At 42.0% G+C, this 25177-nt stretch carries 20 protein-coding genes and 3 pseudogenes; 10 read left to right on the top strand and 13 right to left on the bottom strand.

Going from position 1 to position 25177, the window contains the following annotated elements; translation table 11 throughout:
- Positions 1 to 92: 92 nt before the first annotated feature.
- Positions 93 to 224: pseudogene (locus KJB05_RS09380) on the bottom strand (flavodoxin family protein); the annotation flags it as partial.
- 794 nt (positions 225 to 1018) lie between these two features.
- On the opposite strand from KJB05_RS09380, the gene KJB05_RS09375 reads away from it, so the two are divergent.
- The 7 genes from KJB05_RS09375 to KJB05_RS09345 all read left to right on the top strand — a co-directional run bounded on the left by KJB05_RS09375 (position 1019) and on the right by KJB05_RS09345 (position 10954).
- On the top strand, positions 1019 to 3145 hold the full coding sequence (locus KJB05_RS09375) for a GTPase (protein WP_208446271.1): 2127 nt from the start codon (positions 1019 to 1021) through the stop codon (positions 3143 to 3145).
- Positions 3145 to 4866: a GTPase domain-containing protein gene (locus KJB05_RS09370; protein ID WP_208446272.1), complete on the top strand. Its 1722-nt coding sequence runs from the start codon at positions 3145 to 3147 to the stop codon at positions 4864 to 4866. The genes KJB05_RS09375 and KJB05_RS09370 overlap by 1 nt, the downstream gene beginning before the upstream one ends.
- A 128-nt stretch (positions 4867 to 4994) precedes the next feature.
- Complete coding sequence (locus KJB05_RS09365) at positions 4995 to 5873, top strand: hypothetical protein (RefSeq protein WP_208446273.1); 879 nt, start codon at positions 4995 to 4997, stop codon at positions 5871 to 5873.
- Positions 5874 to 5923: 50 nt separating this feature from the next.
- The gene (locus KJB05_RS09360; RefSeq protein ID WP_213053073.1) at positions 5924 to 6844 is read left to right on the top strand and encodes an IS5 family transposase; all 921 of its coding nucleotides are present in this window, start codon (positions 5924 to 5926) and stop codon (positions 6842 to 6844) included.
- A gap of 12 nt (positions 6845 to 6856) precedes the next feature.
- The gene (locus KJB05_RS09355; RefSeq protein WP_208446432.1) at positions 6857 to 7273 is read left to right on the top strand and encodes a hypothetical protein; all 417 of its coding nucleotides are present in this window, start codon (positions 6857 to 6859) and stop codon (positions 7271 to 7273) included.
- A 377-nt stretch (positions 7274 to 7650) separates the two neighbouring features.
- Positions 7651 to 10317 carry a DUF2235 domain-containing protein gene (locus KJB05_RS09350; RefSeq protein ID WP_244142988.1) on the top strand — a complete coding sequence of 889 codons (2667 nt, stop codon included), beginning with the start codon at positions 7651 to 7653 and terminating at the stop codon, positions 10315 to 10317.
- Complete coding sequence (locus KJB05_RS09345) at positions 10307 to 10954, top strand: hypothetical protein (RefSeq protein WP_208446431.1); 648 nt, start codon at positions 10307 to 10309, stop codon at positions 10952 to 10954. The genes KJB05_RS09350 and KJB05_RS09345 overlap by 11 nt, the downstream gene beginning before the upstream one ends.
- Positions 10955 to 11149: 195 nt before the next feature.
- Here the strand turns inward: KJB05_RS09345 and KJB05_RS09340 are convergent, their stop codons facing one another.
- From KJB05_RS09340 to matP, 11 genes and pseudogenes are all read right to left on the bottom strand, one after another.
- Entirely contained in the window at positions 11150 to 11593 is a 444-nt protein-coding gene (locus tag KJB05_RS09340) for a hypothetical protein (protein WP_208446430.1), read from the bottom strand.
- Between the two features lie 118 nt (positions 11594 to 11711).
- Positions 11712 to 14147: a hypothetical protein gene (locus tag KJB05_RS09335; protein ID WP_208446429.1), complete on the bottom strand. Its 2436-nt coding sequence runs from the start codon at positions 14145 to 14147 to the stop codon at positions 11712 to 11714.
- A gap of 87 nt (positions 14148 to 14234) precedes the next feature.
- Complete coding sequence (locus tag KJB05_RS09330) at positions 14235 to 15428, bottom strand: ISL3 family transposase (RefSeq protein ID WP_213053070.1); 1194 nt, start codon at positions 15426 to 15428, stop codon at positions 14235 to 14237.
- A complete protein-coding gene (locus KJB05_RS09325; RefSeq protein ID WP_213053114.1) occupies positions 15331 to 16983 on the bottom strand; it encodes a hypothetical protein in 1653 nt (550 codons plus the stop codon). Before KJB05_RS09325 ends, KJB05_RS09330 begins: the two co-directional genes overlap by 98 nt.
- A complete protein-coding gene (locus tag KJB05_RS09320) occupies positions 16967 to 17158 on the bottom strand; it encodes a hypothetical protein (protein ID WP_208446425.1) in 192 nt (63 codons plus the stop codon). The genes KJB05_RS09325 and KJB05_RS09320 overlap by 17 nt, the downstream gene beginning before the upstream one ends.
- Before the next feature lie 52 nt (positions 17159 to 17210).
- Positions 17211 to 18188: a hypothetical protein gene (locus KJB05_RS09315; protein WP_208446426.1), complete on the bottom strand. Its 978-nt coding sequence runs from the start codon at positions 18186 to 18188 to the stop codon at positions 17211 to 17213.
- A gap of 158 nt (positions 18189 to 18346) precedes the next feature.
- Positions 18347 to 18520 (bottom strand): annotated as a pseudogene (locus tag KJB05_RS09310) (DUF3693 domain-containing protein); the annotation flags it as partial.
- A 503-nt stretch (positions 18521 to 19023) separates the two neighbouring features.
- A pseudogene (locus KJB05_RS09305) lies at positions 19024 to 19386 on the bottom strand (hypothetical protein); the annotation flags it as partial.
- Positions 19387 to 19516: 130 nt separating this feature from the next.
- The gene (locus KJB05_RS09300; RefSeq protein ID WP_038894164.1) at positions 19517 to 19840 is read right to left on the bottom strand and encodes a hypothetical protein; all 324 of its coding nucleotides are present in this window, start codon (positions 19838 to 19840) and stop codon (positions 19517 to 19519) included.
- Between the two features lie 117 nt (positions 19841 to 19957).
- Complete coding sequence (locus KJB05_RS09295; RefSeq protein WP_009706121.1) at positions 19958 to 20269, bottom strand: DUF3634 family protein; 312 nt, start codon at positions 20267 to 20269, stop codon at positions 19958 to 19960.
- A 10-nt stretch (positions 20270 to 20279) separates the two neighbouring features.
- On the bottom strand, positions 20280 to 20729 hold the full coding sequence (matP, locus tag KJB05_RS09290; RefSeq protein WP_208446427.1) for a macrodomain Ter protein MatP: 450 nt from the start codon (positions 20727 to 20729) through the stop codon (positions 20280 to 20282).
- A gap of 211 nt (positions 20730 to 20940) precedes the next feature.
- On the opposite strand from matP, the gene KJB05_RS09285 reads away from it, so the two are divergent.
- The 3 genes from KJB05_RS09285 to KJB05_RS09275 all read left to right on the top strand — a co-directional run bounded on the left by KJB05_RS09285 (position 20941) and on the right by KJB05_RS09275 (position 24692).
- Positions 20941 to 22581 (top strand): Lon protease family protein, encoded by a 1641-nt coding sequence (locus tag KJB05_RS09285; protein WP_208446428.1) that lies wholly within the window; start codon positions 20941 to 20943, stop codon positions 22579 to 22581.
- A gap of 70 nt (positions 22582 to 22651) precedes the next feature.
- Positions 22652 to 23167: a bifunctional 3-hydroxydecanoyl-ACP dehydratase/trans-2-decenoyl-ACP isomerase gene (gene fabA, locus KJB05_RS09280; RefSeq protein ID WP_005440057.1), complete on the top strand. Its 516-nt coding sequence runs from the start codon at positions 22652 to 22654 to the stop codon at positions 23165 to 23167.
- 145 nt (positions 23168 to 23312) lie between these two features.
- Positions 23313 to 24692, top strand: coding sequence for an IS4 family transposase (locus KJB05_RS09275; RefSeq protein WP_213053077.1), 1380 nt, complete (start codon positions 23313 to 23315; stop codon positions 24690 to 24692).
- Between the two features lie 155 nt (positions 24693 to 24847).
- On the opposite strand, the gene rmf is transcribed toward KJB05_RS09275, so the two are convergent.
- Positions 24848 to 25021, bottom strand: a complete 174-nt coding sequence (rmf, locus tag KJB05_RS09270) for a ribosome modulation factor (RefSeq protein WP_005532367.1) — start codon at positions 25019 to 25021, stop codon at positions 24848 to 24850.
- Positions 25022 to 25177 lie beyond the last annotated feature (156 nt).

Below are 25177 nucleotides of genomic sequence, written 5' to 3'. Positions count from 1 at the left end.
TTTGTGTGATAAAAGTCACACAAACATTACTTCTTGAGGTGAAGTTTAAGACAAAGCAGGAGGAAGAAAGAGTCTCCCCCCTGATAATGCAGCTAGAAGTGCTGATTCAAGTGCGCTTCAAATCGAGCAAAGTCATTGTTGATGTTGCCATTTTTCATCACGTCATAAGAAGCCGCAAAGGTTGGCACGGTTGTCATACCAAAGTAGCGGAAGTTGCCGTGCATGATATTTTCCTTTTAAAGAATAAACCCATTTATTTGGGTAAGGGTAAATGATATTAAATAGACGTCTATTAAAGCGTGTACAAGATTACAATCAAATCAAATTTAACAAATCTATGATCTAGACCTTGTATACCGTTTGAAATAAAGAAGAAACTCAATTAATAACGATAATTTATGCTATCCGATCTGTCGGATCTTCCAATATTTGTACATGTACACTAAGTAATAACGTCATAATTGTTCGTTTGTAGGGGTTATCAGTGATGTTAGGCATTGCCATCTCAGTTATGAAGTGACTATTGCAATCACACAGTGGATTTGTCTTTTATATATGGAATCAATAACAAGATAGGAAAATATCGCCGCTTCTAATTTATTGGCACGATGCCCTGGCACACTAGTAAAATTCGCACCACTCATTGCAATGGTTAACATCTAAGGTTATGTGAATCTACTTAAAGAAAACATAGTTCTTGTAGAAGCACTACTTTCTTTGTTGATTGAGGTTATATTGAAAAGCTCATTTCTGTCCCGAATCTTCTCAGGACCTGCGAATGGGACACCTGACCAGACACCAATAAACTAAGTTAACCTAATCCGTACTTTAAGCTCTTGTACGTAACTTTTCTGTAATTTGCCTCCGTAATTAAATTCCTACTCACATAACTGGTTGATATCTGTTGAGTTTCATAATAAATGGCATCAACATAGACGGAATACAAAGACGGAAAAGTCCGTCCATCAAGCATTAAACATACAAAATTGAGTGAATCATTCATTGTGAGAATAGATATATGAAGAAGCCGGATGCTTATCGCAAAGCATTGAAGGATTGCGAAAAGATTGCTCAGGAAGAATTCAAAGCGGCGGTAAAGTTTAGTAAGCGTTGCGATCAAATTGTTAACAACCTAAACAATGAATTTAGCGATATTGCATGGAAGGCAGAACAAGTTACCGCCAAGGGGCAGGTTGCAGCAAAGGGATTGGCTGATATTCAAAGCTGCTTGGGTGCCGGTTATGAGTTGCTCAGGGCTAAGCAAGCAAAGGCTTTAGAACAGCAGAAAGAGTCACTAAAAAGCTTTAGCGTTATGTTGTTTGGTCGCACTATGGCGGGTAAAAGCACTATACGTGAAGCCATTACTAGAGGAGATGGTTCAACTATAGGGATGGGGGCGCAAAGAACGACCCGAGACGTGCGTCAGTATGACTGGAATCATCTTCGTATTATTGATACACCAGGGTTTGGCGCTTATAACGGTGAGGAAGATACAGAGATAGCACACAGCATTCTTGAGCAATCAGATGTGGTTCTCTTTTTACTCAGCGATGACAGTATTCAGGAGTCTACATTTACCGAGCTGAAATACGCCTATCAGTTGAACAAGCCTTTAATATTTGTTGTGAACGTGAAGAAAAACCTGGAGAAGAATGTTCATCGAAAAAAGGCGATAAAAGATCCCGATAGCTATATCTACAATGCTTCAGACCTTGAAGGGCACAAGGAAAGGTTGCGAAATGAAGCTTCAAAGCTGGGTATGAACCCAAGATACATCCATATTGTACCTATACATGCTCAAGCAGCTTTTTTGTCGACTCAGGAAGCCTATAGCGATCAAAAAGAAGATCTTTATCGAGTCAGTCGAATGGATAACCTTCTGGCGCTATTAACAGATGAAATTACACATAAAGGCCGTACTAGGCGAGTTCAAACGCTATTAGGATCGACATTAACCCATACGGATGATCTTGAGACATTGATTCGTTCCCAAAAAGAATCAGTGAAAGGGCTGCTCAAGGAATATGCTAATACCCAGAAGCGTGTATATATATGGCACGAACGCCAGTCAAAAAGGGTGCCGGATAAGATTGAAAAAGATGTCGGACGCGCTTTTGCTCCGTTAATGAAGTCAATATCAAGTTTTGTTGATGACAATATTCAGTCTAAGTCTTTTGGCAATAGACTTGACGATCACATTGCTTCTTTTGATTTAGAAGAACGCTGCAAAAATGTGGCAAATAATATAGCTGAAGAGCTTGCTGCTGATCTTGAACAATTCAATCGGGATATGGCTAAGAATATTGAGCTTGGTGGCAAGCTCAATATGGAGGGAAGTAAAAGGTCATTTGATCCTTTCGATTATAAACGCATGAATGGTTGGACAGCAGCCGGGTTAGGTGTTCTTTCTGCCATTGCTTTTGCAAATAGCTGGAATCCCATTGGTTGGGGACTAGCAGCGGCAGGTTTCGTGTTTGGTTTATTTCAAATGCTCTCTGATTCAAAAACCAAGAAGCTACAAATGGAAAAACGTAGTCGAACTAAAGAGATTCGTGATGAAATAGAAGTGCAACGGAATAATTCGATTAAAGAAATCACAAAATGGTTTCACAAGGATATCGAACGAAAGCAGATATTGCAGGTTAAATCGGAATTAAATGAGGTCTGCATGGGGCTTGAGAAGTTTATTCAGTCTCTCGAAAAAGCGTTTCTCCAGCTTGACCAATTAGAACATGACATAAACGAAAGGTACTTGCTGCGGTCTATGGATATCGTGGCTTCCGATAAGTATCAAAAACCACAGTTTAAACGCATAGTCCGCCAACCCGGTTACGCTTGCTATTTCACCGTCACCAATCATTTCAAAGAGCCTGAGCTGCTCTCGTCGTTGCAGACACTTTTGGGTGAGCGGGTTAGAGTGGTATATGAAAACTCGGTAGAAAAGATGCTTTCTCATATGTTGGATCTTAGAAAAGTTAGGGCTCGAGTAGAAGGTGAAAATGGAGAGTATTTCATTTTTGCTAAAGAAGAAGATCTTGGACGGATTATTGGAAAGCAGGGACGCAATATTATGTTGGCTGCTGCTATTTGTAATATCAAGTTATCAGCAAAACCAATGCATGAAATGAGTGAGGTTTGTCATTAATGGAAGAGTTGAAGTTTAATCAGGCTAAACAGATGGTAGCGGCATTTATCGTTAATTTGTCTAATAGAAATAAGATAACTGAACTGGGTCTCAGTTTTCCTAATCAAGACGAGTATCAAAATTCAAAGCTAAATATCGCTTTTGTAGGCCAATATAGCTCTGGGAAATCCTCTCTAATTAAAGGGTTAACAGGACTTGATGACATTCCCATTGGCTCAGGCGTCACAACCGATCAAGTGACTAAGTATAACTACAAAGATCTGGTTGTATGGGATACCCCAGGCATACTTGCTGGTGAAAGGGAGCAGCATGATGAAGCATCATTTGCAGCGATGGATCAAGCGGATTTGTTGATTTACGTGATTACAAATGAACTGTTTGATGATGTTGTCGGGGCTGCGTTTAGAGATCTATGTTTTACAAAAGGAAGAGAAAAAGAAATTCTTCTGGTAGTAAATAAATCTCAACGCGATTCAGGTACTGTAGAGACCAAATTAAATGGGATTGCTGAGGTTTTAGAACCTAGAATACCGGAAGACTTTCCTATTGTATTTGTTGATGCAGAGTCATATTTCGAGTCATTAAAAGAAGAGGATGAAGAAGATAAAGCAGAGTTAATGGCTCTATCCAACTTTAGTGGCTTTATCGAAGCTATTGACAAATTCTCCCAAGAGAGAGGTTTGCTAGGTAAGGTGACTACACCATTAGCCGCTATGCACACTCAATTAGGAGAGTTACTAGGCAAGTTGGCAGCTGAAGATCCGACGCAGGAAGTGCTGGTTGAACTGCTTCAGCAAAAGATGAGAATATTAAAGTCTAGTCAAAAGCAGCTTCAAGAGCAGTTTGATGGCAATCTAGCTGAAATGGAGCAAAATATTCTACTTATTGGTGATGAGCTGGCGGAGTCAGTGGATGATGGCCTCAATGAGGCGGATTTTAAGCAAATACAGCAGCGCTCTGCAGATGATGTTCTTACTCAAGTTAAGCAAACCCAACTGAAACTTGAGAAAATCGTCGATTCAGCTTTAAGTACTCTTGAATCTGATCTGCAAGAGTTGGATACAAGCCCGCTAGCAGAGTCACTCAAAGCCGCTTTGAGCGATCATTTTCAAGCTACAGAGCAACTTAATGCTAGAGCAGATATTGATATTGAAACGCATAATATCGGCGATAAACATGAGAGTTCGGTAAAAACACAGCAGACTCTTAAGTCTGCAGAGAAAGGATTCTCATGGCTATCAAATCAGGCAATCAATAAGACAGCTAAAGAAGGGATGAAAGCAGCATCGGGCAGTAACCTCCACAAAGCAGTCCTGGAGGTAGGACATTTTTTTGGCGCCAAATTTAAACCTTATCAAGCTATTAATATTGCTGAAAAGATTGGCTCAGTTGCGAAGTTTATCGGACCGGTTATGGCGTTAATCGGCGTAATCGTACAAATCAATGACGACATTCAACAAGAGAAATGCGCTGCAGACCGAATAGCTGCTAGACGCGATATTAGGAAGAATTATCGGGAAATATTTCTTGAGTTGAAAAATGAATTTGTTAAACGTATGGATGAGTTATCAACATCTTTCTATACGACTGAAATTCGCCATGTTTCTGAAGCATTGCAAGACTTACAGAGCACATCAGAAGCGAATATTGAACAGCGACAACAAATTGAAAAGGCGATATCTGAATTAAACAATCTGCGCGATAGATTGGTCCTTGGGTAGAGTTACGAACTGTTTATCTCTGAACGAACCAAAGCATGGTTAAAGGCTACATGAGTCAGAGGCCGTAAAGTTAATCTGACGACTTCTGATATCAAGAAAGCACTAGCTAATTATATAGAGAATTAATAATGGATAATGCACAACAAATAAAGCTGATTGCTAGTGAGGCTGTCGATGTAATGGAGAGTGTATCCAATGCTGCTGAAAAGTTAGCAAACAGATCTAAAGCTTCAAGTGGATACGCTCAACTAGCAAGTATTAACGCATTCACTGATACGCATGCTGTTGATAATATGTGTGAAATATCAAGTTCTATCCAAGCAGGGTATCGTGCTCTTGAGAATGAGCCAGCTATTGCAAGAGTCCTGTATCATGACGGGGTTGACTCTAAAATACTCTACATATCTCGTAAAAGCGCTCTCAATTTAGATGGAGACATAGCACTTGCCAGTTATGATTCCCCATTAGGCCATTTAGCTTCTCTACAAGTTGGGGATGAGGCAACATTAAATATTGGTGGTAAATCAGTATTATTAGAAGTGTTAGAAACTTTGACACTTAAACCTCAAAAAAGCACCAATGGCTGGGATTCTTCATTTTCTATTTTTACATCAGAAGATGAGGAATGTAGAACGTATGAGCCTTCTTTACGTCGATTGTTTGAAGAGGAAAAAGATCTATCCGATACGTCTTTTTTAGATTCGTTACTTAATGGTGGAGATTCTTCAACTGACTTTACTATGGGTGTTAAGCACCAAGTTCGTACAGCCATGAGTCTTAGAGACCAGCCAGTCTTAGATAAATTTCAGTCAGCTATTTTTCGCTTACCTTTAGATAGCCAATTAATCATTCTAGGGCCGCCTGGAACGGGCAAAACAACCACACTAATTAAACGCCTAGGTCAAAAACTAAATGTTGAATATCTAGACGTTGACGAACAAACTCAAATCAAGAACTTAAATGGTGGAGAAGCCAAACGGCTTTGTTGCTTAAATCGATGGAACTAAATCTAGAAGCTACGATCTGATCGGCTACACCCATCAATCGTCGTAGCCTCATGCCTAAACCTCGTTACAAAACAACTAACTGGAAGCAGTACAACAAAGCCTTAATCAACCGTGGTTCTCTGACCTTTTGGATTGATGAGGAAACGATAGCTGAGTGGAAACAAAACAAACAAGGCAAGCGTGGTAGACCTCGCCGGTTCAGCGACTTAGCCATTACTACTGCACTGATGGTGAAACGCATTTTCTCTATGCCATTGAGAGCGCTACAAGGTTTTCTAGACTCTGTATTTAAGCTAGCTAATATCCCGCTAGTTTGTCCACACTACACCTGTATAAGCCGTCGAGCCAAGGAAGTTGAGATTTCATTTAAAACTAAAACCAGAGGTGCGATACAACACCTGGCAATTGATGCCACTGGCCTCAAAGTTTATGGCGAAGGTGAATGGAAGGCTAAGAAGCATGGTACTGATGGGAAGCGCAGAGTATGGCGTAAGTTGCATATCGCAGTAGATACGAGCACCCACGAGATAATCGCAGCAGAGCTGAGTTTATCGAACGTAACCGATGCCGAAGTGCTCCCCAACTTACTCAAGCAGACACGTCGTAAAATCATCGAGATATCAGGTGATGGTGCTTATGACACAAGGAGTTGTCACGATGCTATACGAATCAAGGGAGCAGTTCCGCTCATTCCGCCACGAGAAGGGGCAGCCTTCTGGGAGCAAGGACACCCTCGAAATTTAGCAGTAGGTTGCCAGAAGCTCTACGGTTCCAACGAGAAGTGGAAAAAGCGGTATGGCTATCATAAGCGCTCACTATCAGAGACAACAATGCATCGGGTGAAACAGTTGTTAGGTGGAAAATTAAGCTTAAGAAACTACAACGCTCAGGTTGGCGAAACTTATGCCATGATCAAAGCGCTGAACAAGCTAACAGGGCTTGGTATGCCTGAAACTCAGTATGTTGTTTAAGAAGCGTTCAACATGGGACTGCCATGTCTTCTCACCGAATTAAGCAACAAAGCCCTATACCACTGCAAATACTCTCATGGTAGTGAACCAGGAAGACGACTAAGTGATCTTTATGAAGTCTGCGGGCAAGCTCAACGTTCTGTGCGTTGGAAGCATGTTGGTCTTCCTTATTTATACAAACATATTCAAAAGCGTGAGGGAGCTTGGAAAGGGCGAGGTCAAAGCCGTTTTTTGAAAGGCAATATGGCTCAGTTGGAGAGCATAAAGAATCGCTCGCGTACCACTCCTATCGAGTTTCAGGTCGCAGTGGTGCAACCGGGTGTGAGTAAAGAGCAAATTACAGAAGAAATGCTCAAATTACTTGGAACAACAGAACTTTTCATAAAGAAAACAACATTAGCTGAGTTACGCGTGTGGTGCTCTGAGTAAATCCGCTACCAAGTTCACGTTGTTCTTATACATAGCGATAACGAGAAGCGATGTCGCCTGTATAAAAATATAACAATCAGTCTACTCTGATGAAGGTTGAGTAGACTGATTAATCAACTCCAAGATATCTCATCATCAAAAAACACCACAATACTGTATTAACATGCCTTATCTTCAAAGTGTTTATTTTTACGATGCGAACTCGCGCTGTTTGTTACCCTTAAATGCCATAGGGTTTCGCAAATAGTTATTTTGGCAGTGATTTTCATCGTTTTAACTGGCTAAATTAGATGCTTTGACAGGTGCGACTAGGTCTTTAAGTTGGTATTGTTCTCGATGTTAATGAAACTAGATGAGCATTGATAAGGCGCACCAATATGCCTCTAGAATTTCCCAAACCAAAAAGATTAACGAGCGCTGGGTATGCGCCAGTTCAAGACGATGTAAAATTGACTCCACCTGCATCCATGCCTGTTATCGAGTCGGCATTAAGCGCAAACTTTGAGTGCCGCATAAAAGTCTACGCCCAAAAAGCTGATTTGGCGGGCTTAAAACTCGGCATATTCTCACTCGGAAAGTCAGACAGTGAAGGGCCTATTAACAGATGGAAAACTTCCGAGTTGGTGGATAAGACAAGACACTGCGTCCTAACAGCAGAGTGCTTTCGTGAGGAAACCAAGAAACTTAATCACGAATACCATTTGAACTTTGGGATCACCAATACATTTGATATAGAACCCAAAACTGTCGGGTCAGAGCACATAAACGCAGAGTTCGTGCCATTAATGCTAGCAGTTCAATCAGAAGACTCACTGGGATGGGCTGCGATTGGATTTTACTACTATTTCTACGAAAGCAAACTCACTTACGAATGTGACATATCTGGCGGCGGAAAGTGGAGTTGGCTGATAACCACATCAAACCAGTCTGGTATTACTGGCGAGTATACGAGCGAGCAAACATTCAATTCACTATTAATTCCGGTCAAGATAGAAGGACAAAAACCGGCAAAACAGCACATTCTTTACACAAGAAAAAAACTAACTAATGACGAACTCGCCGAGGTCAATGAAAGCTGGCTCGACAAAAATGCGACGTTAATTGATCCCGAAAAGGCCATCAAGTCACAAGAGCAAACGCCACTACCAAGACCCGCCCCGAAAGAAGACGAATCGATCGCAAGCTTAAACAACAAGAAGCATAAAGTTCGTTCAAAAGAAAGCGGAAGTCACGAGTCATGGTCAGAAATTGCGGCGATTTATGGACTCTCGGCCAAATCATTACTCAACCTTAATCCATCTTTCGAAACCGACCCTCTCGCATTAAAAGCCGGAGACACTCTGGTTGTTGAAGAAGCAGTGACAGAAGGACCGAACAATCATTCCCTGACAGAACAACCATCACCTTTAGAAGAGCTCTGCACTGGTGAGTGTTACAGCCTTGGTGACGCTTGGGGAAGTTATCAATCTGCAAATCTAACACCATCAGTTAAGAATATTTTCAAAACAACAGCATACGCCCAATCCACTCCAATCCTAAACGTTAAGCGGGTAGAAGAGAGAGTCATGAGGATAGGGGTGTTCTTTGACGGCACAGGGCAGAATTATAAGAATGATGTCTACAAAGAAACGCACGGAGTTAAATCCCGAACTAACGTAGCTCGATTGTTCGAAGCCTACCCACTAAAACCCGGCATACACCAAAAGATTTATGTCTCTGGCGTAGGGACAGTCGACGAAGCATGGCAAACACCATCCTTAATCGATGAAGGCGCAGATGAAAGCGGATTAGCACAAGCATTTGGTGTTGATGTCATGAACACACCAACAAGCAATAGTGCCCTAAACTCGGTTTACAACGACAGCTTAAGCGAAACTACTGAAACAGGTGCATTCTACAAGTGGCAAAGCTGGATCGTGCAGTACCATCAAATTATCGAGCAGCTAGTCCAAGACGGCCAGTATAAAGAAATCACGCACATCGAATTCGATGTTTTTGGATTTAGCCGCGGCGCGGCGCTAGCAAGACATTTTGTCAATGCAGTGAAAGACGGCATTCCTGATTTCACATCACCAAGAACAAAAAAGAAGGTAGGAGAGGTATACCCAAACTTGCTCGGAACCGAAACAACAGATTGCTTCGATCCTAAAAACGGGTACCAACCCGAAACAAGCAGAACTTGCAGCGTAAGATTCACAGGCCTCTTTGACACCGTTGGCAGCTTTTATCTAGCTGGCAACTCGGATGACGGCAACTTTCAACTTGGTCTAGACATGAACTGCGCGGAGCACGTCTATCAAGCTTGTGCGCACCATGAGTACAGGAAAAACTTTCCATTAACATCGCTTACTGGAAGTGACGGCATTATCGCGGGTCATTTCAAACAGGAAACATTCCCAGGATGTCACACCGATATTGGTGGTGGTTACCCATCCAAACATCAATATAACAACACAAATTTGCATGAACGCTACGGCATACCACCTGTCGCAACCTATAACCGAGAACTCATTAAGACAGAATCCATCAGAGAAACCGTAAGGCAAGCACAGTCGGCGCATGAAGCGTCGTACATCAGCGAAAGAGTGCACAATAGCGCGATAGAAAAGTGGCAAGTGGAATGCACCTCTCAAGGCGTCCACGGAACCGTTACACTTGTTAATGGTATTTTGTATTATTACGAACTACAGCCGATCAGCAACGGACTGTCAGCACTTCCACTTGAAAGAATGAAACAACAGGCTAGCGAGGCAGGTATCATCTGGGAAGACCCCGATTACGAATTGCCATCGGACTACGCAAACCCTAACGGCATCGACAGCGAACTGCACGCTTTGCGTGAAAAGTTACTTTCACATCCTGCAGGCTCTATTCAACCGGCATTATGGCAGCGCGAAATAGCGAAAAATGGTAAGTACTGGATCCACAGACCACACGATGCTCTAATCAACCCAGGCTGCGAAACCCTGTACGATAGAGTGGTCAACGACGTAACCAAAGAAGGCAACCAATTGAAACGAGTGGTATTTGACAATGAAGTATAAAGGCGTGCTAGCACTAGGACTTAGCTTTGCGCTAACTGGATGCCTAGAGCAACCGTTACCTAAAAAGGTAGCCTCCATCGGACAATCCGGAAGCATAGGCGGGCACTATGGCGTCAGCAAAATGTACGTCGGTGATATCAATGGTGGTGGTGCAAATTTTGGTTACGGCGCGGTTAGCGGATGCTGCGCTAGTTCAACCATAGCGATCGGAGTCCCTTCATCAATATCAGGAGAATGGCGCAGTGGTTGGCCAGAAGGCTATGAGAAAAACAAAGAGAACTGGCGCAAGCAATGGGTAGAGTCTTGGGGCGAATTCCCCGAGAAAGCAACCTGGTATCGCCTTGAGGATGAAGTAGATAGTGAACTGGCCAAGAAAAAAATCCTGGCCATGAATAACTACTACAAAAACCACTCTGGCAATTCGGTTATGCGAGTTCTAGTCAACGAAGATGAAGTGACATTACTCTATTCACTGAGTTGTACCCCCGAACTCAATGATGATTGCACTGTACGTGAAGGTGCCGATCCCAACGGCTGGCTAACCACTTCACCACACAGTAAGCACAAGGGGGCGACCGCTGTTGTTCTTTATAAAGGGAAGGGGGAAGTATCTGATAAACCGTTCATTATGGACTAGATTCCCTAACTCTCATAAAAGTTAAAGTAATTACATGCAGTTGTAATCAGAAGAACTATTAAACTTTAGTTAAATAGTTCTTCTGATTACGTAGTTTATGGTAAATAGATTACGGTTAAATTAGATAAATTTCTCAACCCACAATCACAACGAGTTTTTCTAAGAATTCTTTAGGAAACTTTTAAAACTTACGTTTTATTCCTTATTTTCGTGCAGTTCTCGAATAAGGTATGGAGAGAGGCAAAGCTCAACATTTCGAACTTTGGTTTGTAAACGGATGGTTTTAACCATACCAATGATGGACTTAGTGTTCACCTGTAACATCTTGCGAGATTCTTCCACTCGCTCATGCAACCGCGCATTTGCTTTCTCTAAATCCGCTCTTGTCATTGATGTGGTTTTTTTCAATGTTTCCCCGAGAGTACCTTTGACCGCATCTTTCTGCTGCTTACTAAAGGCGTCAATTAGTTCTTTACGACTTGTTAACGTTGACCTGGTATTGATTAGGTCTTTCTTTTTTAATCGTCTAAATAGGTTAGCTTGTGTGATCGGCGCATTCTCAAATCCCTCGTCACACATCAAGATTAGTTCCTTCTCAATCGCTTTATCTAATTCGATTCCTTTTAGCTTCACACTCATTTTTAGCTCCTGAAATTCTTATAAAGGTATTGATAAAATATGGTTGCTCTATTCTTATGTGGTTCAAGATAATTGGTTGATCCACTACTTATGGATTGGCTTTGTTTCTACACTTAACTTACATCTGCTTTGCGCTTTCACGCTGCTCTAATGTGAATAAGGAAGAAAGCATTGTAGGCTTTTTCATGTTATCCAATTCAAGTAAGTTAATCTTCACCTTTTCACTATCAGACTTTTGAGCTTGACCTAAATGGTACTTAATATTGTCTCGACGGATATTTAACTCCTCCAGTATGTCGTCAGCCTCATCCACCTCTATGTCACCCGTCATTTCCATGCGGTTGATAACCGCAATTTCGGATTCTACCCAGCCTGACAGTTTTTCAATTTTGGTTAGCTCATCATCACGCCCTGTGAGCGTGAAGTAAGGGCATGGTGTACCATCTTGACACTTCATATTATATGGGCACTGAAATATGCTCAATTTGCGCATGCAGCTGCCAATATCCATTGCGTCAAGGTCAGAGTGAGGCGATGCGGTTGTTTCCTTTTCGGTATTATCCATCATGGCAAATAGCTCATCAAACTCCGAGAAAATTTCGGTTTCAGAGTTATTTACCATATCCACCACGAAAGAGGATTTATCTTCAGCGGTAGTATGCGTGTGCATTGTCTGAGCGCAGGCGTTAGCTGGAGATAGATTAGGGTTAAGTCCCATGACACCATCGTTTTTGATGCGTTCAAGAGCGGAGCCTTCTTTAAAGAACAATTCCGTATTATTTACCGTCACAAGTGCCGACGAAACCGCTTTTTCTTCGATGGCAAGGTGCTGATACTTTTCATTTTGAGTGAAGTCTTTACGTCCCATGAACATAGCTTGCAGATGCTCGGACACCCCAGCGATACAAAAAAATGTGTTGATGCCATGCCTTGGGGTATGACTGTACATCATAGTTATCTCACCATTTTCATCGGTGAGGTTGTATTTGGCAAAAACACTACGTTCACGATTACCATCACCCCCGTACCCAAGGAAGGGGTTTAAGACACCTCGGTGTATAACCTCAGGCACGACCTTTAAAGCACCTGTTCGCTTCATTGCGGCACTGCCTTGCGGAATAATAAAAAGTAAGTCCTCATACGGAAATTCAATTACGGCTTGGGTTTTGGAATCTGTGTGGCGATAAATGAAATCGTTCGATATTACAGGGTCACTTTTGACTTCATTGCGAATAAAACGATCAATGTCGGGCTGTTTATAACGAATGTCTTTCTTGTTACCGCCAAGTTCAATAACGGAATCTGGTTCTATATCTAGACCGCTATTGCAGATTTTCTTCTTAGCATAATCCCGTGCGGTGCCGCGTCCGCGACTAGCGACCGTTGATGAGGTCGATTCATAGACTTCATCAACAATGTCATCCAGATTAACCAAAGGGTTAATCGATAGCACAACATTATCATTGCTTGGGTGACTGAGCCACGCCTTAGGAAGAAGGGACTTAAAGCTAATTTCACGCACATATTCAATCTGTGAGCGTAACTTTTCTGTTAACACGATGGTGTCTACCCAGAGTTCCTCGGCAATATCCACGGCAAGTGGCTCAATCCAGTGGGTACGATGACCAGCACCTTTCTCTCCAAGGTAGACAATACCCAGATAAAACGTGGGTAATCCTCGCTTTTCCATGCACGCCTTAATAGTCAGGTCTTCGATCTCTACGACTTTAAAGCTATTATAGCGAATGAGGGCAGCTTCCATATGGCGGAACCCCGTGACCATGAGGAGCAGTACGAGGTTTAATACTATGCGCTCACCATCATGTTGCACCATCCCACGCAGCGCCACCACATTTAAGAACGTTTGAATGCTCAAATTCTTTTCATGCTCTTCCTGATCTAAATCTTCGGCATATTGTGCTTTTTTGGCCTTTTTGCTCGCTTTGGTTGAACCTGTTGCAACACCTTTCTGCTTTTTTTTGATTTCGACTTGCGTCAACGTAAAGCCGATATGATTTAGGTTATCCGCAATGACGTTAGCATAGTCGTAATCTTGTGCCGCATTTGTGATTGCACTTGAACCTGTGCGAGATTGAGCAAGTAAATCTGTTGCGTCTTGGAGAAACTCGGAAGTAATGTTAACTGGATGCGGGTCAACTCCAACCATGACCATACGCACATAAATTCTTTTTAAAATCAATTGCTGCGCAGCCACTGATGCACCTGATGGACTACTACTTTTGTTGAGTGAAATACAATAAGCTTTCATGAAGTCAATATAAGGTTGCTTAATTTCAAACCGCTTTGCTTTTTCTTCGTTTGGCTTAAATAGCCCTTTGATTGTCGAACACTTGATCTCATCAAAGCCTATATGTTTAGTTGCTTTTGCTAAAAATCCGTGAGCTGAAGAGCTGTAAGTCCAGTTATTTGTCTCCCATGAATAATGGTCTTTAGGGTCATTAATACCAGCGTTAACCTCGGGTAAGAGGGCATCTTCGAAGAAGGACTTTTGCTCCGCAACAAACTCTTGAAATGCAATATAATTATCTTTCATTGTAAGCCCCCCTTGAGGCGATTAATGACCATTTCAACTTCATTTTTCGTCTGAGTTGCGGCATCTATCAGTGGGCTATTTTTAGGTTCATCGCGGCTTTCCGGGGAAAGCCGCTTTTATCTTTAAGAAGAAGTAATCAGTATCTCGATAGCCATATCCCATCCGCTTAATTAACTTTATCTTGTTATTTATCCCTTCAAGCGTACAGGTATTCAGCGGGTAGCTTGCTGAAGCAGTGATCCCATGAAGGTATGGACGGAGCTTTCGAGCGAACTCTTTGAGCGGCTTAATTCCACTCTCATTCACTTGTCCCAACCATACCTGCCACAGGTTTTTAGCCTGAAGTTCAGAGCCGCAACGCCATAGCTCTTTTAATTGCGCACCCAGTAAGTAGGTTGTCATCAAGTCCTGATTCATATTCAATATTTCTGTGAGGTAGCTTTCCTGTTGTGTATTTAAATTATCCTTATTTTTCAATAATACCCAGCGCGAACGCTTGACCCATTGCCTTGCTTTTTTATCCTGTTTTAGCTTATTGGCTTGGTCGACTCTGACTCTATCCATCACTTCACGACCGAACTTAGCAACAACGTGGAACAAGTCATAAACGACACGGGCATTTGGGCAATGCTCTTGGACTTCAAGGTCAAAAGCCGTATTCATATCCATTGCTACTGCTTCGATATTTTTTCCGTGCTCGCCTAATTGTTCAAAGAACGGTCGAATATCCTTGCGGCTACGACCTAGCCCTATCCAGATAACCTGATGACTTTTCGCATCTGCAATGACTGTCGCGTAACGGTGCCCTTTAAAAATGGCGAACTCGTCCATGACGAGTTGCCTTAATTCACCCCATTTAACTGGCGGTACTACCTGTTGAAGCCGACGTTTATCTATCTCTTTGATTGTGTGCCAATGAACACCAGTCACTTGGGCTATATGTTTGATTGGTAGCAGGGGCAACAACTGTTCTATATAGCTTCGTAGGCGGTTAGTGATACGAGCATAGGGTTCCAACCAAGATAGTTGTTCTGTTTTAATGCCGCAGTGGCTGCACTTGATGCGTCGGGTTTGAACGGACAGTTCAACGGGAGCTCCTAGCAGTGTGGCTTCCTTCACGTTACGCCATTGATACTCATGTATGGCTTGAGCTTTAAGCCCGCACGGACACCTAGCGATAGAGTTAGGTTTGAGAGTGAGCTTTATTAATGATGGCGTCTGATGAGACTTTACTATATGAAAGCCTTCCCAGAATGAAGATAGGAAAGTATGATTCGACATGAAAACGGTAGTTTGTGTAGGTTTTGTTTGGCGATAAAACTCTATCACTTACTACCGTTTTTGTTTTCAGTTCCCGCTTATCCGCGATGAACCTTTTTTTATTGCCTGTCTCGTGAGACATCTTGACTTGTTCAATCAATTCTCGGCTAATTACTTCAAGGACGACTTCATGTTTACTCAAATCTTTGAATGGACGGAAATAAAAGCACCCATAGCATGATCGTACCTTCGCAAGATGGCACTTACTTTGTGTACGGTTACAGCCACCGATTCGGAGAATCAACTTACCCTTGAGCATTCCAGACACTGTTTCTCCTGACCATTCAGACTCATCAATGAGATAGCCTGTAAGTAGTAACCCCATCATGTCTTTCCAAACGGGGTTTTGACCTAGAGACTTGTGTTTCAGCAACGCTAAGTCGGGGGTAGACATGATGTAAAACTGAGCAGCAACTGTCGTGGTTTGCCCCAATACCATCGCGATTTCTTCTGCACTGGCTCCTGCCATAGCCATAGAATGTCCAATGTTGTGTCTAAAGTCGTATGCTGTGTAGATAGGGCGATGCATTTTGTTGAGCCTAATTTTTTCCTTAGTTTCCTCCGTTTGAATGAATAGCAGCGCATCATTTAACGCATAGTGAATGGCTTTTGACGATGGGGTGCCACTGTTCCTGTTATAAGGAAACAGTGGTTCATTATCACCAATTGCAAAACGCTTTTTGTATTCATCAACAATCACACCAATTTCCTGACTCAAAGCGACTTTGGGTTCATCCACTGGCACCTCTTGCTGTTTAGCTAAAGGTACTGCCACCTCATATCGTTTCAATGAAGTCTTGTGATTAGCAGCTAAGAGTTTGACGGACAGCCCCTTCATCATTGCAAACTGTTGTGGTCGGGGGCCAATGTTAAACGATAGACCTAAAATAGAGAGGTTCTTTACTTCTTCATCCGACAACGACTGGAGACCTTCGTGAGTGCTGAACTCAACCAAGCGATTCGCAATCAGACTTTTAAAGTGTGTTGGCATTGTGTCTTCGACTTCTTGGTAGCGAAGGAAGGGGTCGGTGACATTCGGGGTAGCTACACGAAGCAATTCTTCTTCGTCATCAATATCAAAGCAAGGGAACCCTAAACGAATAAGATATTTAGTGATTGCTTTAACTTCGAAATAGCCCGTAGACTTATCTGTCTTTGCTTTTCGCTCAAGATAGGCACGGAAAGCGTTGAATGATATTTCATTAGACTCTTTTAGGACTTTTTTGATTATATTGAAGCTATTCTTACCCAAGGGAGCCATGTGAGACTCTGCGTATATTACGGATAAGGATTTGAGTAATTTGTTACGATATTCGTCTAAGTCAAATATAAGAACATGTTTTTGTCCAAGTCGGATAAATTCCCAGCGATCACTCTTCGTTTGTACTAAAGGGGTATCAAACTCAGAAGCTTGCGTTATCTCCATCACACTCGGAAGGGACATTTTATTAATAAAATCAGCTTGTTCTTGGGTGAGATTATTGTCGATAAGGGTAGTCTTAACCGAATGCAGCATACCATTCACCCTCTTGTAAATCGGTTTCTATTTCAGAGCTAAAGTGATTTCGATACACTTCCATGAGCGTTCGATTAGCTTCTTCTTGAACAAATCGTTTCGCATATTTTGCAGGCATGATGGATTTCTTAGACCAGCCACCAATCACCCTTAATTCATCCTGCGCATCTTCCATTAACCCTTTAACATTCACCACGCCAGATTGGATGTACTGACTTTTTTTCTTCTCATGGATGGCCGCTAATGTTGCGTAAGCCCATGTGTGACGAAGCCAGTGGGGAGTAACTTTTTAACGTCTTGATTTGGGGCTTGTAATTTCGCGCATCCTCCATTTTAGAATCACTAAATTCGTCGTCCTCTAAGTTGCGAACTCGCATGATCACCTTACTTGGATCAACCCTTGAAGGTAAGAAGGACTGCTTGCGTAGTAACAGTGACTCACCAATGCGCAATCCATAGCGAACCAACAGGGTAGTAAGCAGGTAATTACGCATCTGAACTTCGTAACTGACGATGGGATTGAGAGGATTCTCCTTAATCATTTCAAAGTTCACTTGCACACTGCCATCTGGCAATTTAATCGGAATAGGTTTCTTAATATCAGGTGTGAGAACGCGAATAAAATCCTGATATTGCTCTGAGGTCAAACTACGGAGCGTACTGTAAGCAGCAACTTTTTGATTAGATTTCTTCCATTTGGAAAATTTTTTCTTCGCTTCTTTCAGTTTCGATTTCACCGATGCTCGGTAACGTCTTAATACAATTGGGCTTTCATCACGATAAGATACGTTTAGGTAAGTATTGGAAAGGTAATCAATGAACTGACAGACGACCTGACAGTGTTTTGCAGCGGTGCGCTTCTTTTTAGTCAAGTCTTTCTGTTTCGCGCTAGGTGATGGCAGCATGATCACATTGTTAATTTGCTTATCCGCCAATAAATAGTCCCAGAAAGACATCAGTTCTTCGACTAAGGCTTCGACATCCTGATAATCATTACTATGAAACGTAAAATCGAGAGAAACGCCAAATTTTGCTAACCAGAAATCGTAGAACAACTTCAGCGAGTCAAGATAACTCTTTTGTGTTCCGAGAGATTTTTCAATTAATTGTTCCTCTGTCCACCTTAGCGCCAAAAGAGGGGGCATAGTGGTGATGACATCAAGTAAGCAATAAAACTCACCATCGCAATTCTCAACTTTGTACATGAACAAATTGCCATACATAGATTTGACTTGTGTGTACAATATTAGATGCAGAGATTTCGCCATGTTTCGCCATGTCAACTTTCTTGGCAACTCATCTAACTTATTGATATTTGGTAGGCAAGAATTCAGGCGTGTACACAATACAAATCATTTTAAATTTAACATAACACATATAATGCGCACTGTAATAATGATTCTGACGGACTCGAAATCACCATAGCTAAGCCATCACAAACCATTGAAATTCCAGTCAATCCAAGCCCGTTATACTTTTTTGCTATGTTTTCCCACATACCACGAATCGCTGGGTTCTCGTTGCGATCAGCGTGACAACTAACAGCTCTGTTTCTGTTTTGTGTTTCACTAAATCTAATTTACCAATTGTTCTAGTTCTTCGTTATTTGTTCTTATGCTGACCTTGCACTAGTTTGTTTAGCCAACTTATTCTTTATCTGTTCTTTTGGTAGTTATTCGGTATCATCGGTGATGTTTGAAGGTGCACTTTATTTTTCACGTCCTATGTTGTATCACTCATGTCAGTAAACAATTTCAAGATTCTGGAAGCACCTTGGGAATCCATCGCCTTAGAAACATGCTTTCAAGATTAGATAAGTAGCTCCGTCATAATTTTAAAACTTGGCGTCAGTTCTTCTAACATTGCTCATTTCTTTAAGTGACATTGTCACTAAAGGCTTAGTCATTTTTAAAAAACCAACGAAATCGGATTTATAATCTGTGGGTTTCTCTTTTTCAGGCAATAAAAAAGCGACCAAACGTGGTCGCTTCAAATATATATGTGACGTCGTAACTCTTTCACATCAAAAGCGTCATCTTTTAATTTATCAATAGGTAGAGCTTCTAGCTTTTTCCCTAACATTCGCTCGGCAACTTTAGATACGTCATTGATCACTGTTTGCAGTGTTTTCTGCCTATCTTCAACAACCTGCCGCTTTTCTTTTACTCTCTCTTGTTCACACATGAGAAGTATTCTTTGGTTACGTGTAACTCGGTCTTCCTCACTGAAGATGACGTCGTCGCAATAGCGTCCTTGTAAACTGAGAAGCTTGTCCACCTGTGACTGGTCCACTTGGTGGTTCATGCTTGCTAGCCATTTTGCATGCCTAAGTTCTACTTCTTTCGATACTTTGGCTGCGATGTCCATTGCTTCTTGTGTGTAATTTTTTTGTGTGAGCAACAAACTGATATTCCTAACGTTGTTTTATTTTCCTGTCGGCAAGTTTATCTATAAAGCCACATGCAGTAAACGAAATGTGATATTAATTCCAGTTATAAACGATTCGAACTTATCGAAATGTAATTAGCAAATACTAATCCCCCGTTGTTATGTGTAATCGTATGTACTTTTCAGAGAATTTATAGCGATAACGTTTTCCAATTTTCACATTTGACTTAGCGAACTGGCATACGCGTTTATCGCCACTTCCGTTTACTTTTTTGATCTTGGCGCTCTTGCCTTTGTGCTCCATTTCAATCATCAAGTCACAATAACCGTAATAACCATCAAACTTTCTGTTGGTTTTCTTTTGAAGTTCTATTTTGATTTTGTTCGCTACGGGATTGGTCTGTGAGTCGTCAGCTTTAGCAACAGATGTACTAAATAACACAAGCAAAAACGTGACAGTGTATCGCATAGAGTTACCTTTTATAGTTAGTCAAAGCTAAAACTCTAACTCACTGACTTAGTTAATATAAAAACGGGGCGCAATTAATGCGCCCCGTTTAACATGAACAAGTAACTGATAGTATGCTTAAGCTCGTTTTTTGCCTTTAGTCGACTTAAAACCTTGGTGAGGGAATACGTTTCTAATACGCTGTTGGACTTTCTTAGGGACCTCTTTAGAGAAAGTTAACCGCATACCAGTACGTTGATTGTAGACTTTCATCTCACCATCGAAGGGATCATGCTCAGCGATGTCTTGCAGGTTGTGTTTAAAAGAAGGTGGAATATGACCTTTCACGTTAGATATGTGCCCTTTCTCGAATTTAACCTTTAAGACGGGTCTATCTACAGCGATAAGCCAAAAAATGACAACAGCAGCAATCAATATTACATAAAGCATTTGATACTCCTTAGCTGGACAACAATTTACTCAAATCTTCTTTCAAAGATGATACCTTCATACTTGCTTTCTCACTTCGTGAAGCTTCTGATAAAAGGTATTCGATGGCATCTGATAATGTACACCCTAACTCATTGGCTCGGTTTGAGAGCTTTTCCCACACTCGGTAATCAAGATCAATTGACTTCTTTTTCGTGTGTACTTGCTCAGCATTAAAGTGACGTTTACGCTTTGCACGAATTGCCTGTTTGAGCTTATTATTAAGCTCTTCTGACATGTGATTTTCTATCCAAGTTAGCACTTGTGTTGGCTCATGCTCTAACTTTCGTAGTTTGGCAATAGCAGCATCAGCTTCACTCGTATCAATGTATCGAGTGATGGCTTCACCATCTTTCCATTTTTTGATGAGGTACTTCCATTTCCAACCACATTCTAAATTCTCAAGCTGCTGATATTTCATCCTTCCGACCCTTAGTGCGCATATGGTGACAGCGTAACCCAGATGCACAGATTCAGCAATTAAAACTCATAAAAGTATCGATGTTGATCACTCATTTATCGAAGGTTTAATCAACTGAATTTGCAGAATTTTTGGATAGGTCAAATTGTTACTAGGGAGTTGATCATCGTTTCGCTATAATGCGCACAAGACTAAATTACGATGAATTTGAATGAACCAAGTTAACTGGCAAGATGTCACCCCCTATTTTGAGCAGTACGAAGAAATTCTGAGCAACGCTCCTTCACTCCCGCTAAAGTCATTTATTGATTTACAACCAAGACTGGAAGCGACTATCCGTCGATTCGTCAATGTGAGAGGCCTAACTCGCATACTGCTAGTTAACTGCACGGATAACTCGGTTTATCGCGGATTTATCCGTGACGCTTTGCAAACGACGACAGATACTCCTGTCGTTGTTACAGAATCGTTGGACGCAAAAGAGCTGTTCGATCGTTATAGCGTCAATCTAGATGGACAAACAACATTTGAATCAGGTTTAATCGCCAAAGCACATGGTGGTTACCTTATTGTTCCAGCAAACTTAGTTTTGGCGAATGCTGCTCGATGGCCAAGTATTAAAGCAGCCATTCAAGGTGGAAGCTTTGCACCTGCTAATTTGACACCTAATCGTATCGCGTCTTCTCCGCTTGGCAGCCAAGTGTACGATGTAAAGCTTGTTATAACGGGGGATCGCAATCAGTTAGCGGAAATTGAGTACGTTGACGAAGACTTCTCGGCTGGTATTACCATGTATACCGAGGTTGAAGAAGATATCCATCTTTCCGAAGAAAGCCTGCGTAGTTACATCGGTCTAGTTAATTGGGTATGTCAACACTATCAATATCCAGCGTTGAGCTCTCAAGCGTTTAGAAGGCTTATTCTCGCTGGTATGCGTTACACCGAAGATCAACACTATTTACCACTAGGAGTCATGTGGCATAGCCAATTGCTGGCACTTGCTAGTCAGTATTCAAATGCTTCTGTGATCGAATTTGATGATATTGATAAGGCAATTGATGACAAATATTATCGTGAATCGTACCTACCACAACGCGCAGTAGACGATATCCTTGATGGACAAGTGATCATTGAAACAACTGGCGAGCAAGTCGGTCAAATTAATGGCCTCACTGTCATTGATATGGCTGGACACCCTGTCTCTTATGGTGAGCCTGCACGTATTTCCTGTGTTATTCACTTCGGTGATGGTGATATCTCAGATGTTGAACGTAAAGCAGAGCTTGGTGGCAACCTGCATGCTAAAGGCATGATGATTATGCAAGCGTTTGTAAGCTCTGCTCTGAACCTAGATGAGCCTCTACCTTACTCAGCATCGATCGTATTCGAACAATCATACAGTGAAGTCGACGGAGACAGCGCCTCGTTAGCAGAGCTTTGTTGTTTGGTGAGTGCCCTATCTGAGTCTCCGGTCAACCAGCAGATCGCTGTTACTGGCGCGGTCGACCAATTTGGTCGTGTACAGGCCGTTGGCGGTTTGAACGAGAAGATTGAAGGCTTTTACCAAGTATGTAAACACCAGGGCTTTACGGGTGAGCAAGGCGTAATCATGCCTAAATCCAACCTAAAACATCTCGCTCTACATAAAGATGTCATAAAAAGCATTAAGAATGGTGAGTTCCATATTTGGTCAGTTTCTACTGTTGATGAGGCGATTCCTATTCTGATGTCTAAACCGTTCCGTGGTGAAGACGATAGCATCATCGGTAAAATTGCTGAACGTATTGAAAACTTTGAAAGACATGAGCATCCAGTCGGAATTGTGGAGCGCATCAAAAACTGGTTTGTCTAGTACTGATCGGAGTTGTTTAGCGTACACGTGTTCACTAAGATGCAGCTATCAAAAATTGGAGTAATTGATAATGCAAAACAAACGTGATTCTTACAACCGTGACGATCTTCTAGCTTCTAGCCAAGGTGAACTTTGGCCACAAGGTCCTCAGCTACCAGCACCAAACATGTTGATGATGGACCGCATCACAAAAATGTCTGAGACTGAAGGTGATTTCGGTAAAGGTTTGATCCTAGCAGAGTTGGACATTACTCCAGACCTTTGGTTCTTCGATTGTCACTTCCCTGGTGACCCAGTAATGCCTGGTTGTCTTGGCCTTGATGCAATGTGGCAGCTTGTTGGTTTCTTCCTAGGTTGGGTTGGCGGTAAAGGTAAAGGCCGTGCTCTAGGGGTTGGCGAAGTGAAATTTACTGGTCAGATCCTACCAACAGCGAAAAAAGTGACTTATGAGATCCACATGAAGCGTGTCGTTAACCGTAAATTGGTGATGGGTCTAGCTGATGGTCGTGTTTGTGTAGATGGCAAAGAAATCTACGTAGCAAAAGATCTGAAAGTGGGCTTGTTCCAAGACACTTCAAGCTTCTAGTCTCCTACTCTGAATTATTTTAGAAGGCTCCTTTAAGGCTGTCTCTTATACACAAATCCCTAAGCTTGTAGCTTAGGGATTTTTTTTTGAACTCTTTCAAGTGTGTGCGATCTGATCACTTAAGAATCCTTACTGAAACACTAAGATGACACACTCAGACGCTAAACTTTGGGCGCAAGAACAATTTGGACAAGCACAACTTAAAGATCCTCGAAGAACACAACGCCTCATCAGTTTAGCGACTTCCATTGCTAATCAACCAGGAGTCTCCGTGGCTAAACTTCCTTTTTCTCCCGCCGATATGGAAGGCGCATATCGCTTTATCCGTAATGAAAACATCGATGCAAAAGACATCGCTGAAGCTGGCTTTCAATCAACCGTATCCCGAGCTAAAGAGCATGAAGAATTACTTGCGCTTGAAGATACAACAACGCTCAGTTTTCCTCATCGAAGTATAAAAGAAGAGCTCGGGCACACGAATCAAGGCAATAGAACCCGAGCTCTCCATGTACATTCGACGTTACTTTTTGCACCACAAAGTCAGACCATTGTTGGTCTTATAGAGCAACAACGATGGAGCCGAGATATTACTAAGCGTGGGCAAAAGCACCAACACGCGACTCGTCCTTACGAGGAGAAAGAGAGTTACAAATGGGAGCAAGCTTCTCGCCGTGTCGTTGAGCGCCTAGGGGATAAGATGTTAGATGTTATCTCGGTCTGTGACCGAGAAGCAGACCTATTCGAATACTTAACTTATAAACGTCAACATCAGCAGCGCTTTGTCGTTCGCTCAATGCAAAGTCGTTGTCTAGAAGAACACGCTCAAAAGCTTTACGACTATGCGCAAGCGTTACCAAGTGTCGAGACAAAGGAGCTTACCATCCCCCAAAAAGGAGGGAGAAAAGCGAGAGATGTAAAGCTTGACGTTAAATATGGTCAGGTGACATTAAAGGCTCCGGCAAACAAAAAAGAGCACGCAGGCATACCTGTTTATTATGTTGGTTGCCTTGAGCAAGGGGCATCAAAAGACAAGTTAGCATGGCACCTCTTGACGTCGGAGCCAATAAACAACGCTGAAGACGCCATGAGAATTATCGGTTATTACGAGCGTCGATGGCTGATTGAAGACTTCCATAAAGTCTGGAAAAGTGAAGGTACGGATGTGGAGTCACTAAGACTCCAAAGTAAAGGTAACTTAGAGAGGTTAAGTGTCATCTATGCCTTTGTTGCGACTCGTTTATTGGCGTTACGTTTCATTAAAGAAGTTGATGAGCTATCAACAGAAAGTTGTGAAAAGGCCTTGGGCACAAAAGCTTGGAAGCTGCTGTGGTTGAAACTAGAAAGCAAGACATTACCTAAAGAAGTACCCGATATGAGCTGGGCGTACAGAAATCTTGCTAAATTAGGCGGTTGGAAAGATACCAAGAGGACGGGCAGAGCTTCAATAAAGGCACTATGGGAAGGATGGTTTAAACTGCAAACCATCCTTGAAGGCTACGAGCTCGCAATGTCTCTTGATCACTAGACTTGTGATCAAGAGACAGCCTTTAAGGGGCCTTTTCTTTATCTTTATCTTTATCTTTATCTTTATCTTTATCTAGATACCTATACTCCTATCGACCAAACGCAGAAAAGGCTCTTAACGAGCCCTTTCAAATCCTTATGTTTGTATGTGGAGAGTTATTTGTAGAGACCAGATTGTTTTTCATCTCTGGCATCACGCCAACCACCTAACCAATACGACCGAGCGTCAATTTGTTGATATGGGCAAGCCTCTTGAGACCTTCCATTCAACCCAGCTTTATAGCCTTGAGATTGAGCTCGTTCTAGGCGATCACGCTTTTGTCTCTTCATAGTTAATTCCTCATACAGGTCCATTTACAAACGTACTACTGTTACTGTGAAACTTTGATGGAGTTTTTATGACCCCACTTATAAGAATCGATCAAATTACGCGTTTTCTCAAGGCATAAAAAAAGCAGAGGTTCATTTCTGTGAGCCTCTGCTTGA

The sequence above is a fragment of the Vibrio sp. B1ASS3 genome (assembly GCF_905175355.1).
GTDB lineage: Bacteria > Pseudomonadota > Gammaproteobacteria > Enterobacterales > Vibrionaceae > Vibrio > Vibrio owensii.
This window is presented reverse-complemented; position numbering and strand designations above follow the sequence as displayed.

Excerpts from the sequence above, each read along its gene's own strand:
- KJB05_RS09340 (WP_208446430.1), bottom strand. The coding sequence starts at position 11,593 with ATGAGTGTGAAGCTAAAAGGAATCGAATTAGATAAAGCGATTGAGAAG.
- KJB05_RS09365 (WP_208446273.1), top strand. The coding sequence starts at position 4,995 with ATGGATAATGCACAACAAATAAAGCTGATTGCTAGTGAGGCTGTCGAT.
- KJB05_RS09295 (WP_009706121.1), bottom strand. The coding sequence starts at position 20,269 with ATGCTTTATGTAATATTGATTGCTGCTGTTGTCATTTTTTGGCTTATC.
- matP (WP_208446427.1), bottom strand. The coding sequence starts at position 20,729 with ATGAAATATCAGCAGCTTGAGAATTTAGAATGTGGTTGGAAATGGAAG.
- fabA (WP_005440057.1), top strand. The coding sequence starts at position 22,652 with ATGCAAAACAAACGTGATTCTTACAACCGTGACGATCTTCTAGCTTCT.
- KJB05_RS09325 (WP_213053114.1), bottom strand. The coding sequence starts at position 16,983 with ATGCTGCATTCGGTTAAGACTACCCTTATCGACAATAATCTCACCCAA.
- KJB05_RS09300 (WP_038894164.1), bottom strand. The coding sequence starts at position 19,840 with ATGCGATACACTGTCACGTTTTTGCTTGTGTTATTTAGTACATCTGTT.
- KJB05_RS09320 (WP_208446425.1), bottom strand. The coding sequence starts at position 17,158 with ATGGAAGATGCGCAGGATGAATTAAGGGTGATTGGTGGCTGGTCTAAG.
- KJB05_RS09355 (WP_208446432.1), top strand. The coding sequence starts at position 6,857 with ATGGGACTGCCATGTCTTCTCACCGAATTAAGCAACAAAGCCCTATAC.
- rmf (WP_005532367.1), bottom strand. The coding sequence starts at position 25,021 with ATGAAGAGACAAAAGCGTGATCGCCTAGAACGAGCTCAATCTCAAGGC.
- KJB05_RS09315 (WP_208446426.1), bottom strand. The coding sequence starts at position 18,188 with ATGTACAAAGTTGAGAATTGCGATGGTGAGTTTTATTGCTTACTTGAT.
- KJB05_RS09345 (WP_208446431.1), top strand. The coding sequence starts at position 10,307 with ATGAAGTATAAAGGCGTGCTAGCACTAGGACTTAGCTTTGCGCTAACT.
- KJB05_RS09375 (WP_208446271.1), top strand. The coding sequence starts at position 1,019 with ATGAAGAAGCCGGATGCTTATCGCAAAGCATTGAAGGATTGCGAAAAG.
- KJB05_RS09350 (WP_244142988.1), top strand. The coding sequence starts at position 7,651 with ATGCCTCTAGAATTTCCCAAACCAAAAAGATTAACGAGCGCTGGGTAT.
- KJB05_RS09335 (WP_208446429.1), bottom strand. The coding sequence starts at position 14,147 with ATGAAAGATAATTATATTGCATTTCAAGAGTTTGTTGCGGAGCAAAAG.
- KJB05_RS09330 (WP_213053070.1), bottom strand. The coding sequence starts at position 15,428 with ATGTCGAATCATACTTTCCTATCTTCATTCTGGGAAGGCTTTCATATA.
- KJB05_RS09275 (WP_213053077.1), top strand. The coding sequence starts at position 23,313 with ATGACACACTCAGACGCTAAACTTTGGGCGCAAGAACAATTTGGACAA.
- KJB05_RS09285 (WP_208446428.1), top strand. The coding sequence starts at position 20,941 with ATGAACCAAGTTAACTGGCAAGATGTCACCCCCTATTTTGAGCAGTAC.
- KJB05_RS09370 (WP_208446272.1), top strand. The coding sequence starts at position 3,145 with ATGGAAGAGTTGAAGTTTAATCAGGCTAAACAGATGGTAGCGGCATTT.
- KJB05_RS09360 (WP_213053073.1), top strand. The coding sequence starts at position 5,924 with ATGCCTAAACCTCGTTACAAAACAACTAACTGGAAGCAGTACAACAAA.